Source organism: Kribbella lupini (assembly GCF_039529595.1).
In the GTDB taxonomy this organism is placed as follows: Bacteria; Actinomycetota; Actinomycetes; order Propionibacteriales; family Kribbellaceae; genus Kribbella; species Kribbella lupini.
Genome location: NZ_BAAANC010000001.1, coordinates 1,990,670 through 2,003,499, shown reverse-complemented (window position 1 = coordinate 2,003,499; position 12,830 = coordinate 1,990,670). Strand labels below are relative to the sequence as shown.

Genomic DNA, 12,830 nt, shown 5'->3' with positions numbered 1-12,830 from the left:
TCGTCGGCCTGGCAGGCGGCGCTGACAACCTTGTCATGGGCGGTGACGTGACACATCGTTGTCAAGCGACCACGAGCTGTCAAGGGGTTGTGGTCCACCAGGTGTCGTCCGGTTGACTGACACCTGCCAGTCGCCGCAGCCGGAAGGACCCTCATGCAGTTCGCGTTGCTGTACTACTACGACCCCGCCGTCGCCGGCCCGACGAAGGAGGAACTGCTCGACTGGCTGGCCTTCGACGGCGCGGTCCGCAAGGCTGGGGTGTTCGTGCACGAGGCGGGGTTCCACTCGGTCTCGCGGGCCCGGACCGTCCGGGTGCGCGACGGGAAGACGTCGAGCGAGAACGGCGGAGCGACCGGTACGCCGGTGCTCGCGGGCTACTACCTCGTCGACGTCGCGGACGCCGAGGCGGCCGAGGGGTGGGCGGCGATGATCCCGACCGCGCGGTACGGCGCGGTGGAGGTCCGGCCGATCGTGGAGTACTGAGCGGGTTCGCGGACGCCGTACGGAATCGTTTCCAGATTTCCGGGCCGGATCGTGAGACGAACCGCCGGTAGGGCCCGCGCCGGGGTCCGGGCCTTGGTTAGGTAGGTCGGAGATCGTTTTCCACTGATCGACCTGGTGCGAGGAGAAGATGGTGTCGAAACCGCTCAAGATCGCGGCCCTGGGATTCTGGCACGTGCATGCGGGGGACTACTCGAGGCAAGCGCAGGAGCATCCGGGGACCGAGCTGGTCGCGGTGTGGGACGACGACCCGGAGCTCGGCCGGGCCGGCGCCGAGAAGTTCGGCGTACCGTACACCGACGACCTGGACGCGTTGCTGGCTCGCGACGACCTCGACGGCGTCACCGTGACCACGTCGACCGACGTGCACCGTGACCTGATGGTCAAGGTCGCGAACGCCGGGAAGCACATCTTCACCGAGAAGGTGCTGGCGCCGACCGTGGCCGAGGCCGAGGAGATCGTCGCCGCGGCGGACACGAACGGCGTGAAGCTCGTCGTCTCGCTGCCCCGGCTCGCGCACGGCTACACCCAGGCGATCCGCGAGGTGATCGACAGCGGTGACCTGGGCACGATCACGTACGGCCGGGTGCGGCTGTCGCACGACGGCGCGGTGTCCGACGGCGGCAAGGGCGGTTGGTTGCCTGAGCGCTTCTTCGAACCGAAGACCGCGATCGGTGGAGCGCTCACCGACCTCGGGTGCCACCCCGTCTACCTGACGCAGCTGTTCCTGGGATCCGAGCCGGAGACCGTCAGCGCCGTCTACCGGTCGGTCGCCGGGCTCGGGCTGGAGGACAACGCGGTCGTAACCGTCGGGTACGGCGACCAGAAGATCGGCGTGATCGAGGCCGGGTTCGCGAGCCGGAATCCCTTCACCATCGAGATCTTCGGGACCACCGGCAGTCTGACGTACACCGAGGACGGCAACGCGTTGCGCGTCTTCGGGCCGGCGTTCGGGGAGGGGCGGCAACTACCTGTGCCCGAGCACAGCAAGGACCCGTTCGGGCAGTGGGTCGATCACATCAACGACGGCACCCGGGCCGACGACAACATCGCGCGCGCGGTCGAGCTGACCCGGATGGTTGTCGCGGCCAACGAAGCCGCGGAGCAGGGCCAGGTCGTCCAGTACGCCGTACCGAGGAGCTGACACATGCCAGAGATCAAGGTTGGACTGATCGGCGCCGGTGGGATCGCGGGCGCGCACATCCGGGGCTATCGCGAGCACGCCGCGCGGATCGGGATCACCGCGGTGGCCGACGTCTCCGAGAAGGCCGCGGCGGCGCGGGCCGAGGAGCTGGGCGCTACGCCGTACGCGGACTACCGGCAGATGCTCGAGGTCGAGGAGCTGGACGCGGTCGACATCTGCCTGCCGCATCATCTGCACCGGGACGCGATCGTCGCCGCCGCCGAGGCGGGCAAGCACATTCTGTGCGAGAAGCCGCTGTGCCTTACGGCCGCTGAGGCCGCTGATGTTCGGGCGGCGGTTTCGGCGGCGGGCGTGACGTTGATGTGCGCGCACAACCAGCTGTTCCTGCCGGCTGTTGCCAAGGCCAAGGAGTTGCTGGAGGCCGGAACGATCGGCACGGTGTACGAGGTCCGCACGACCGACAGCTTCTACAACGACTTCGACCCGTCGACGATGGGTTGGCGCGCGAGCGCCGCGACGAGCGGTGGAGGTGACCTGATCGACACCGGCTACCACCCGACGTACCTGCTGCTGCACCTGGCGGGCGGCAAGCCGGTCGAGGCGACGGCGATGCTGTCGACGCACCGGCTGAAGTTCATGGAGGGCGAGGACTCCGCGCAGGTGCTGGTGCGGTTCGACAACGGCGTCGTCGGGCAACTGGTGACGAGTTGGGCGTATCAGCCGGCCGCGGTGACCGAGCGGTTCTCGGTCGTCGGGTCGGAGGGTGCGTTGCACAGCGACGGGAACACGCTGACCATCCGGCGGCGGGCCGGTGAGGTCGAGACGATCGAGCTCGAACCGGTCGACGGGTTCGTCGCCGAGATCGGGCACTTCGCCGACTCGCTGCTCGGCAAGACACGTCCGCTGCACACGGAGGAGGAAGGGATCGCGGTCCTCGGGATCCTGCTGGCGGCGTACGAGGGCGCTCGGACGAAGACGATCGCCCCCGTACTGGGCGCTTAGTCCTGCGTGAAGTAGTGGCCTAGGGCAAGGTCTTCGAGAAGACCTGTCCCGGTTGGTTGCCAGTCGAGCAGCTCGCGGGTGCGGGTCGCGCTGGTGGGACTGTCGATCGCGGCGAAGTGGGCCAGGTACCCGAGGTACTCGGGTGCCTGGTCCGCCGTGATCGAGCGGGCCGGCAGGTCGAGGCCGCGGCCGATCGCCTCGGCGATCTGACGCAATTCGACGCCTTCGTCGTGAACGGCGTGCAGGCGCGTGCCGGCCGGGGCGTTCTCGAGGGCGAGGCGGTAGAGGCGGGCCGCGTCGTCGGTGTGGACCGAGGGCCAGCGATTCGTACCGTCGCCGAGGTACGCCGAGAAGCCGTTGCGGCGGGCGAACTCGACCAGCGACACGAGGAAACCGGTGTCGAGCGGGCCGTGGACGATCGGCAGCCGGACGACCGACGAGCGGATGCCCTGGCCGGCCAGGTCGATGACGTAGTTCTCGGCGTCGATGCGGTACCCGCCGGGCAGGGTGTCGTCCTCGGTGCCGGGACGGCCGACCGCCGCAGAGGCGATCAGGCCGGTGCCCGACGTACCGACCAGTGGTTTGCCGGTGCCTTTGAGGGCGTCGGCGATCGTCGTGACGGCGGCGAGGTCGGACTCGGCGGCGCCGGTCATGTCGCCGACCACCATGGCGTCGTGGCGGAAGGCGAGGTGGATTACGCCGTCGGCCGCTTCGGCGGCTTCCCTCAGCGTGTCGAGGTCGTCGAGGTCGCCGCGGACAGCGTCGGCGCCCCACTGGATGAGGCGGTCGGCGGAGTCGTCGGAGCGGGCCAGGCCGACGACCTCGTGGTCGTGCTGGAGGAGTTCGGGGACCACGGCTGAGCCGAGGTGGCCGGTCGCTCCGGTGATGAAGACGCGCATCGATGGATCCTTTCGGTGATGTCATCGTGTGACATCACTGAGGCTACACCTTTGATGTCACACGATGACATCGCATAGGATCGACCGCATGGTGCGTTGGGAGCCGGGTGCGGCGGGACGGCTGCGCGAAGCGGCGATGGCGCTGTACGCCGAGCAGGGGTACGACGGCACGACGGTCGCGCAGATCGCCGACCGGGCCGGGGTGACCGCGCGGACGTTCTTCCGGTACTTCGCGGACAAGCGGGAGGTCTTGTTCGCGGGGTCGGAGGAGCTCGAGCGGGTGATCGCGGACGCGGTGATCGCCGCGCCGGCGGAAGCCGGCCCGATGGAGGCGGTGGCCGCGGGGGTGCTGGCGGCGGGGGAGGCGTTCGTCGGAAGGCGGGACTTCGCGCGGCAGCGGTACGCGGTGGTCGCGGCGACGCCGGAGTTGCGGGAGCGGGAGTTCATCAAGATGGCGTCGCTGGTTGAGGCGTTCAGGGCGGCACTGCAGGAGCGGGGGGTTGCGCCGGGCCGGGCGGTGCTGGCGGCGGAGACGGGGATCACGGTGTTTCGCGTGGCGTTCGAGCGATGGGTGGAGGGCGCGGAGGCTGATCTGGTGGTTGTCATCCGGGAAACGCTGGGGGAGCTGAGCGAGCTGACGAGCTAGATCGGCCGCCACCGCCCTCGCCGTCGAGGACTGCCGAACAGGAACACGCCGCCCGCCGACGCTCGGGTCGCACGCGGCGAGCTGGTCGGCGCTGTGCTGTCACGAGGTCACCGCGCCCTCGGCCACCACCTCGCCCCGGCTACACCTCGCGCTCGGCTACCACCTCGACCCGGCTACACCGCGCCCTCGGCTACCACCTCGACCCGGCTCCACCCTCGTCACCACCGCCTGCCGAGCTCACACGCCGGCCCTTCGCGTCTTCCCCATGTCCCGATGTCTGCGCGCGACCCCATCGATCACCTCGACCTGTTGCTCTGCCGGGGTGCAGTCAGGTCCCGCTGGGCTGCTTGGGTGGGCGGCGGATCTTGCGGAGCAGGCCTTTCAGCAGGGCTGGTGTTTCCTGTGGCGACGGGATCGTCGCGGCGAGCGTGTCGAGGATGGTGGTGTACGCGTCGACGTCGTCGCGCTTGTCCAGGTAGAGCGCGCTGGTCAGGTGCTCCAGGTAGACCACGTCGGGCAGGTCGGGCTTCGGGAAGCGCAGCACGCTGAACGCTCCGCCGGACGCGGCGTGGCCGGCGCTCGAGGTCGGGATGATCTGGAGCGTGATGTTCGGGCGCTTGATCGCCTCGAGAAGTGCGTTGAGTTGCGCGCGCAGGACCTCGGGTCCGCCGATCGGACGCAGGAGCGCGGACTCCTCGACGATCGCCCAGAACTTGAGCGGCGGCTCACGGTCGAACATCACTTGCCGGGTCCGGCGGAGCGCGACGAGCTGCTCGATCTCATCCTCGGACCGGTCGGCGGTCGTGGTCAGCTGCGCGACGGCCCGCGTGTACTCCGGGATCTGCAGCAGGCCCGGAACGAACTGGATCTCGTACGTGCGGATCAGCTCCGCCGCCGCCTCCAGCCCGAGATAGGCGTCGAACCAGTCCGGCGTCACGTCGCCGTACTGGTGCCACCAGCCCGGGTTGTTCGCGTCGCGGGCGAGCTGGACGAGGCGGTCGCGCTCGGGCTCGTCGCGTACGTCGTACAGCGTGAGCAGGTCGAGGACGTCGCGTTCCTTGAAGCCGACCCGGCCGAGCTCGAGCCGGCTGATCTTCGACTCCGAACCCCGGATCGCCCAACCGGCGTCGGCACGACTCACTCCGGCGCGCTCCCGCAGTCGTCGCAGGTGCGCGCCCAGCATGATGCGCAGGGCCGTCGGCCCCGGCTCGTTCCGCCCGGCCATGCTGCCAGTTTACAGGAAGATCGAACAGATGTTCGAGTCGCCTGGTAATCTGTGACTGGTGGGACGAATGAGGTCAGGGGAGTGATTTCGTGAACATGAGAACGGCATCGTCGTCGAGCCGCACCAGTTCGCCGGGCGGCACCTGACGATGGTCGTAGATGACACCGCGGCCGTCAGGCAGGTAGCCGCGGCGGACGTACATGCGCTGCGCGGTGCCGTAGTCGGCGTAGAGCCCGACGCCGATCCCGACCACGTCCGACCGCTCGGCGACCAACGCCTCGGCGGCGTCCATCAGCCTGCCGCCGATCCCACGGCGCCGGTACGCCGGAAGCACGTTGAAATCCTGGATCTCCGGCATCCCGCCGAACGGCTCGTACGGCGAACACCAGTTGACGGTCACGTAGCCGGCGATGTGTTCACCCTGCACGGCGACGAGCGTGCTCCGGCGACCGGCTTCTTCGTCTGCGAGGTAGGTCGTGAACGTGCTGAGGGGCTTCTCCCAGCCCGCGGCGTTGAACGCCGCGAAGATCGCCGCGGGATCTGAGGGAGTCAGCGGTCGGATGGTGAACGTCATGGTGCTCCCCGCGGCTCGGCAACCCGGCGAGCGTACGTCGCGAAGCCGGAGCGAGTCGCGCGATTTAGCAGTCTCACCCCAGGACCAGTTCAGCCGGCCCGAACCTGCCTCGCGACCATGTCAGCCCTCCAAAGCCCACCCCGCTGCTGTTCTTCGCCCTAGCGTCCGAAGAACCTTCATGCGTCCGAAGAAGTGAGGCCTATAGCGCACCCTTCGTCGGACACATCGCACTTGTTCGGACGCTTGGCGAGAGGGAGCAGCGGCCGAGGGACGAGAGCGAGGAACGGACGCTTGGCCCGAGGCCCGAGGCCCGAGGCCCGAGGCCAGAGGGGCCGAGGCCAGAGGGGCCGAGGCCAGAGGGCAGAGGCCAGAGGGCAGAGGCCGGAGGCCAGAGGCGGAGGTGGGGCAAGGCGCAGAGGCCGTAGGCGAGCAGATCGGTGTAGGCGTCGGCGGTCGGGCGGGCGCGGCGTGCGACGTCGACGGTCGGGTGGGCGAGGCGCGGGTTGGCGGACGGTGTCGGCGGTTGGGAGGGCGAGGCGCAGGTCGGCGTACGGCGTCGGCCGACGCTTCTGCGTGGCTCGGCTAGTCGCGGAGGTATTCGGCTCGCCAGCGGTAGTGGGTGGGGTCGGAGGGGCTGGGGGCTTGGTCGAGTTGGATGAGGCGGAGGTCGTCCTTGGCGAAGGCGTCGATGGCGGCGCGGGTGAGGGGCCAGGGTGGGCCTTCGACGGCATCGTCGGGGACGTTGTCCTCGCGGGCGGCGGCGATGACGATCAGGGTGCCGCCGGCGCGGACCTGTTCGGCGACCTGGCGGGTGGCGGTGGGCTGGAGGGCGATCGGGAGCGCCTGGACGGTGAAGATCTCGATGACCAGGTCGAACGCGCGGTGCCAGTCGGCGGGTGGGTTCAGCAGGTCGGCGACCTGGTAGTGCGCCTTGGAACCGGGGTGCGCCTGCTGCGCGGCTTCGACCGCGGTGGGGGAGATGTCGAAGGCGATGGTGTCGTAGCCCAGGTCCGCGATCAGTTCGGCGTCCCAGCCGGTGCCTGCGCCGACGATCAGTGCGCGCTTGCCGGTGCCGTCGGGCTGGGCAGTGGAGATCCAGTCGGCGAGCAACGGGTGCGCCATGCCACGATCCCAAGGCACGACTGCCCGACCGTCCGCGGCGGCGGAGTACAGCTCCTCGAACCAGCCGGTCGGGTCGTTCGCCTCCAGCGCCTTGTGGGCCAAGTGGCGCGAGGCAACGTCAGGATCCTGGTTTGCCGGATCGAGGTCGGCGGCGTGCTGGTCTGTCATGGGGCCTCGTCTGGTTGGTGGATGGCTTGCAGGGTCTGGACAGTGTCTGCCTCGGACGGGGTCTTGTCGTCGCGGTAGCGCAGGACCCGGGCGAAGCGCAGCGCCATGCCGGCGGGGTAGCGCGGTGAGGTCTGGACGCCGTCGAAGGCGATCTCGACGACGATCTCCGGGCGCAGGTACACCGTGTAGTTGTCGCGGCTGACCTCGATCTCCTGGAACCGTTCGGTCTGCCAGCGCAGCAGTTCGTCGGTCAGGCCCTTGAACGTCTTGCCCATCATCACGAACTCGCCGGTCTTCTCGTCGCGGGCGCCCAGATGCAGGTTCGACAGCCAGCCGGTCCGCCGGCCGTGGCCCCACTCGGCGGCGAGCACGACCAGGTCGAGGGTGTGGGTCTGCTTCACCTTCACCCAGCCCGATCCGCGGCGCCCGGCCTCGTACGGGACCGAGAGGGACTTCACCATCACGCCTTCGTGGCCGCGCTTCACCGCGTCGGCGAAGAACGCCTGGCCGGCCTCGGCGTCGTCGGTGACGACGCGGGGGATCCGCCGGTGCTCGGGCACGAGCTTGCTGAGCCAGTCGTGCCGCTCGGCGCCGCCGAGGCCGAGCAGGTCCTGCCCGTCGAGGTGCAGGATGTCGAAGAAGTACGGCGTGAGCGGCACGGTCTCGGGACCGGTCGCCGCGCGCGTCGCCGTACGGGAGCCGGTGACCTGGAACGCTTCGGGGCGGCCGTCCGGGCGGAGGGCGATGAGCTCGCCGTCGAGGACGACCTGGTCGGCCTTGAGCTCGAGGACCGCGGTGACGACCTCGGGGACACGGCTGGTGATGTCGTCGAGCGTGCGGGTGTAGACGACGACGTCGGAGCCGTTGCGGTGGACCTGGATGCGGATGCCGTCGAGCTTCCACTCGAGCGCCGCGGGGGAGCCGGTCTTGGTCATCGCCTCGGCGACGGTGGTCGCCGACTGGGCGAGCATGGGCTGGACGCCGCGGCCCACTTCGAGGCCGAACTGGGCGAGACCTGCCTCCCCTTCGGTCAGTACGGCGACCGCCACCGGCGCGGCGGCGCCTCGGAGCATCGTCGCGGTACGGATCTTGTCGAGGGGGATGCCGGTCGCCTTGGCGACGGCGTCGGCCATCACGCCGTCGAGCGCGCCTTGTCTCAGCTCGCCGGCGACCAGGAGTCTGAGGAACTGCTGCTCGGCTTCGGTGGCCCTGGCGAACACCGCGTCGACTGCTGCTCGTTTGCGTGCTTGTGAACCGGCGCCGGAGATCTCGGACAGCTCGGCGAAGGCACGGTCGACCTCTTCGACGGTCAGCGAGGGCTCTGCTGCCGGCTCGGGGACCTCGACGAGCGTGCGCCAGCCGACGCCCGTACGCCGCTGGCGCAGCTCGCCGGACAGGTAGGTGACGACGACCTCGGTCTCCACCGGGTCGTTGACGGCGGCCAGCAGCTCCGCGATGAAACCGGCCTTCGCCAGGCGCGACCGGGTCCCGCTGAGAGCGCTGGAAGTGGCAACCACGTCGGCGAGCAACATGCACCCAGTCTTACTCAAACCACCGACAGATCCTGGGAGTTCGGAGGTACAGCCGGGTGGTCATGCGGCCGGGCGCGCGGTCGGTCGCTGATGTCGCGTCGGCCGGAAAGAGATGGAGGCCTCAGGTGAATTGGCCCCCGCGCCCCGCACGGGCAGCGCACACTCCGATCGCGCCGGTCAGGGGAGCTTGGGGAGGTTGTCCAGGAAGTCGGCGGAAGGGGTGAAGAACAGGGTGCCCGTGACCGCGGTGGAGAAGTCGAGGATGCGGTCGTAGTTGCCGGCCGGTTCGCCGAGGAACATGCGGCGGAGCATGAGTTCGGTGACGGCGGGGTCCTTGGCGTAGCCGATGAAGTACGTGCCGAACTCCTGCTCGCCGATCGAGCCGAACGGCATGTTGTCGCGAAGGATCTTCAGTTCGTTGCCGTCCTCGTCCTCGATCACGTTGAGGGCGATGTGCGCGTTGGACGGTTTGGCGTCGTCGTCGAGCTCGATGTCCTCGAGCTTGGTGCGGCCGATCACGAGCTCCTGCTGCTCGACGGTCAGCGCGTTCCAGGCCTTCATGTCATGCAAGTACTTCTGGACGATCACGTAGCTGCCGCCCGCGAAGTCCGGGTCCTCGGGGCCGACGACGACGGCGTCCTCGGCGTCGCGGCCGTTCGGGTTCTCCGTGCCGTCGACGAAGCCGAGCAGGTCGCGCATCTCGAAGTACTTGAAGCCGTGCACCTCGTCGACGACCGTCGCCGCGCCGTCCAGGACCTTCATGATCTGCTGGGCCAGCTCGAAGCACTGGTCGAGGTGCGCGGCGCGGATGTGGAAGAGCAGGTCGCCCGGCGTCGACACCGCTTTGTGCTTGCCGCCGTCGAGCTCGATGAACGGGTGCAGCGCGCGCGGCTTCGGCCCGCTGAAGAGGCGGTCCCAGGCGTCGGAGCCGATGCTCGTCACGCAGGACAGGTTGCCTGCCGGTACGCGGAAGCCGACCGAGCGGGTCAGCCCGCTGACGCGCTCCAGCAGGTCGCGCGCCGTCTCCTCGCCGCCGGGCTCGATCCGGACCACGAGGAAGATCGCCGAACCGGTCAGCGGCATCAGCACCGACTGCGGCAGCGCCCGCGTCGAGGCAGTCGGACCGGGGGTCGGGTCGGTCACCATTGAGGGCTCCTTCAGCTCGTACGGCGTACAGGCGTCAGCATGCAGGAGAGGTGGCCGGAGCTGACGCATCGGGGTCGGCGGAAAGTCGTCAGGCCGGGCGCATCAGACGGTCCAGGAAAGCGATAAGGAGAGCCTCGCGGAGGGCGGGAGGGGCTACATCGAGGAGGGCGTTGACGGGGGCCATTCGGGTGGGGAGGGTGCCGGTCGCGGCCGTGTCGCCCAGGCCGGCGATGGTGAGGAGGCCGTCGAAGGCCGCCTCGTCGAGGGTTGACGGGTCCAGGGCGGTGGCCGCGGCCGCCAGGTCGGGGGAGACCTGGACCGGGCCGGAGGCTTGGGCGGCTTGGGTTGCTGTGGTCAGGGCCTCGGTCAGGGCGTCCAGGCGTTGGGCGGTGGCGGCGCTGACGGTGAGGTGGAGCGACGGGGGCTGGTCGCGGAAGCTGAGTTGGGGTTGGACGAACCAGCCGCGGGTGGCCATCTCGTCGGCCAGGGTGAAAACATCGGCTCGGGCATTGGTGCGGAGCGCGACGAGGGTTGTGGCTGGGGTGGTGAGGAGGGTGAGGCCGTCGATGTCGTCCGCGCGCTTGGCCAGGTCCTGGGTGGCGTCGTACGCGACGCGGGCCAGGCGTTGGTAGCCCTCGTCGCCGATGTGGTGGATGACGGCCCAGGCGGCGGCCAGCGGAGCGCCGGACTTCGTTGACTGCATCGTCGAGTTGAGCATGGTGTAACCGGGCCAGGCGGCGCTGGCGAAGAACTGCGCGCGCCGGAAGGCGGCGTCCCGGTGCAGCAGGATCGAGGCGCCTTTGGGGGTGTAGGCGTACTTGTGGAGGTCTACCGAGATGCTGGTGACGCCGGGGACCGCGAAGCCGAAGTCCGGTACGGCGACGCCGTCCCTCCGCAGGTACGGGAGGATCCAGCCGCCGATGCAGGCGTCGACGTGGCAGCGGATGCCGCGGTCGGCGGCCACGGCCGCGATCTCGCGCACGGGGTCGACGACGCCGTGCGCGTACGACGGGGCGCTCGCGACGACCAGGACCGTGTTGTCGTCGATGGCTGCGGCCATGTCCGCGGGGTCGGGGGTGAAGGTCACCGGATCGACGTCGACGACGATCGCGCGGACACCGAAGTAGTGCGCGGCCTTGTGGAACGCGGCGTGCGCGGTGGCGGGGATGACCATATTGGGGGAGGCCACGGAGCGAGGCGCGGCCGCGCGGCCGCCGTCGCGGGCGGCTTGGACTGCCAGCAGCACGGACTCGGTGCCGCCTGAGGTCACCGTGCCGACGGCGGTCGGACCGTTCAGCAGGCGAGCGGCCCAGCCGACCAGGTCGTTCTCCAGCGTGCGCAGGCTCGGAAAGACCGTGGGATCGAGTCCGTTCGTCGCGCCGTACTGGGCCAAAGCCGCGCGGCCGATCTCGTCGGCCTCGGCCAGGCCGGAGTCGTAGACGTAGGCGAGCGTGCTGCCGCCGTGGGTCGGCAGGTCGCCTTCCTGCAACGCGCGCAGCCGGGCGAGAACGTCGGTCATCTGGCCTCCAGGACTTCGTCGGCGGTCAGCCGGTAGCGGGTCAACGAGATGAAACTCAGGGCGATCAGCACAGCCGGCACCAGCGACAACCCGAGCACGATCGCAGTCAGCGCAGACCCCGGCTGAACAGCGGACCGGTCGGTCGAGGACACGTAGCCGCCGAGCGCCAGCACCACCGCGTAGAGCCCGGGACCAAGCGCCAACCCGAGCGTCTCGCCGGCCGTCCAGACGCCGGTGAAGACCCCCGCCCGCCGTACGCCGCTGCGCGCGGAGTCGACCGCTGCCACGTCGGGCAGCATCGCCAGCGGGAACACCTGCGCACCCGTGAACCCGATCCCGACGATGCCGATCGCGACGTACACGAACCACGTCGGCACGTGCTGCGCGGTCGACAACGCCAGCGCACCCACCCCCAGTACACCGGACGCGGCCAGGAACCCGGTCCGCTTGCCGAAGCGCTGACCGAAGGCCAGCCACAACGGACTGACGAGCAACGCCGGCCCGACCACGCAGACGAACCCGATCGTCGCAGCGCCGGGATCGCGCAGCACGTACCGCGCGAGGTAGTCGATCCCGGCGAGCATCGAGCCGATCGCCAGCGCCTGCAGCATCAGCGTGATCAGGAGCCAGCGGAAGTCGGGCACCCGCGCGACGAGCCGGAGCTGGTCGCGCAGCGTGCCGGTGGTCTGCTGCGGGCGGCCGATCGGGGCGCGCCGCGTCCCGACGTACGCGCCGATCGTGCCGAGGGCGAGCAGGACGGCGACGGTCAGGCCCATCACCCGGTACCCGTCGCGGCCGCCGATGGCGTCGCGGATCGCGGGCGAGGCGCCGCCGCTGACCAGGATCGCCAGCGTCAGGAAGGCGACCCGCCACGACATCAGGCGGGTGCGTTCGGCGTAGTCGTCGGTGATCTCGGCCGGCATCGCGACGTACGGCACCTGGAAGAACGCGTACGACGTCGCGCAGGCGAGGAACGCGATCAGCACCCAGGCCGCGTTCAGCGTCTTCGAGCCGAGGTCGGGCGCGGCGAACAGCAGCGCGAAACAGATCGCCAGCCCGAGGCCGCCGCGCAGCAGGAACGGGCGTCGCGGACCGAGCGGCGACTGGTGATGGTCGCTGATCCGGCCGGCCACCGGATTGAGCAGGACGTCGAGCGCCTTCGGCAGCAGCACGATCGCGCCGGCCGCACCGGCGGCGATGCCGAGCGTGTCGGTCAGGTAGGGGAGCAGCAGCAGACCCGGCACCGTGCCGAACGATCCGGTCGCGACCGAGCCGAGGGCGTAGCCGACCCGCACGCGTCGCGCCTGCTCAACTGACATGGCCGAAGCATGCCAAAAGAACGCGCTTGCGTG

12 protein-coding genes are annotated in these 12,830 nt (G+C 69.9%); 4 read left to right on the top strand and 8 right to left on the bottom strand.

The window, feature by feature from the left end; genetic code table 11:
- The first annotated feature begins 153 nt into the window (after window positions 1-153).
- From ABD235_RS09195 to ABD235_RS09185, 3 genes are all read left to right on the top strand, one after another.
- The gene (locus tag ABD235_RS09195; protein WP_344171998.1) at window positions 154-483 is read left to right on the top strand and encodes a YciI family protein; all 330 of its coding nucleotides are present in this window, start codon (window positions 154-156) and stop codon (window positions 481-483) included.
- A 148-nt stretch (window positions 484-631) separates the two neighbouring features.
- Window positions 632-1,645 carry a Gfo/Idh/MocA family protein gene (locus tag ABD235_RS09190; protein WP_344171996.1) on the top strand — a complete coding sequence of 338 codons (1,014 nt, stop codon included), beginning with the start codon at window positions 632-634 and terminating at the stop codon, window positions 1,643-1,645.
- A gap of 3 nt (window positions 1,646-1,648) precedes the next feature.
- On the top strand, window positions 1,649-2,647 hold the full coding sequence (locus tag ABD235_RS09185; RefSeq protein WP_344171994.1) for a Gfo/Idh/MocA family protein: 999 nt from the start codon (window positions 1,649-1,651) through the stop codon (window positions 2,645-2,647).
- Here the strand turns inward: ABD235_RS09185 and ABD235_RS09180 are convergent.
- Entirely contained in the window at window positions 2,644-3,546 is a 903-nt protein-coding gene (locus ABD235_RS09180; protein ID WP_344171992.1) for an SDR family oxidoreductase, read from the bottom strand. The genes ABD235_RS09185 and ABD235_RS09180 overlap by 4 nt on opposite strands.
- Before the next feature lie 88 nt (window positions 3,547-3,634).
- Between ABD235_RS09180 and ABD235_RS09175 the strand changes: the two genes are divergently transcribed.
- Complete coding sequence (locus tag ABD235_RS09175; protein WP_344171990.1) at window positions 3,635-4,192, top strand: TetR/AcrR family transcriptional regulator; 558 nt, start codon at window positions 3,635-3,637, stop codon at window positions 4,190-4,192.
- Between the two features lie 328 nt (window positions 4,193-4,520).
- Here ABD235_RS09175 and ABD235_RS09170 read toward each other — a convergent pair whose 3' ends face one another.
- From ABD235_RS09170 to ABD235_RS09140, 7 genes are all read right to left on the bottom strand, one after another.
- Entirely contained in the window at window positions 4,521-5,417 is an 897-nt protein-coding gene (locus tag ABD235_RS09170; protein WP_344171988.1) for a helix-turn-helix domain-containing protein, read from the bottom strand.
- 73 nt (window positions 5,418-5,490) lie between these two features.
- A complete protein-coding gene (locus ABD235_RS09165; protein ID WP_344171986.1) occupies window positions 5,491-5,991 on the bottom strand; it encodes a GNAT family N-acetyltransferase in 501 nt (166 codons plus the stop codon).
- Between the two features lie 582 nt (window positions 5,992-6,573).
- The gene (locus ABD235_RS09160; protein ID WP_344171984.1) at window positions 6,574-7,281 is read right to left on the bottom strand and encodes a class I SAM-dependent methyltransferase; all 708 of its coding nucleotides are present in this window, start codon (window positions 7,279-7,281) and stop codon (window positions 6,574-6,576) included.
- Entirely contained in the window at window positions 7,278-8,813 is a 1,536-nt protein-coding gene (locus ABD235_RS09155) for an ATP-dependent DNA ligase (RefSeq protein ID WP_344171982.1), read from the bottom strand. The genes ABD235_RS09160 and ABD235_RS09155 overlap by 4 nt, the downstream gene beginning before the upstream one ends.
- A 177-nt stretch (window positions 8,814-8,990) precedes the next feature.
- Window positions 8,991-9,959: a Dyp-type peroxidase gene (locus ABD235_RS09150; RefSeq protein ID WP_344171980.1), complete on the bottom strand. Its 969-nt coding sequence runs from the start codon at window positions 9,957-9,959 to the stop codon at window positions 8,991-8,993.
- A gap of 88 nt (window positions 9,960-10,047) precedes the next feature.
- The gene (locus ABD235_RS09145) at window positions 10,048-11,478 is read right to left on the bottom strand and encodes a pyridoxal phosphate-dependent decarboxylase family protein (protein WP_344171978.1); all 1,431 of its coding nucleotides are present in this window, start codon (window positions 11,476-11,478) and stop codon (window positions 10,048-10,050) included.
- A complete protein-coding gene (locus tag ABD235_RS09140) occupies window positions 11,475-12,797 on the bottom strand; it encodes an MFS transporter (RefSeq protein ID WP_344171976.1) in 1,323 nt (440 codons plus the stop codon). Before ABD235_RS09140 ends, ABD235_RS09145 begins: the two co-directional genes overlap by 4 nt.
- Between the last annotated feature and the right edge of the window lie 33 nt (window positions 12,798-12,830).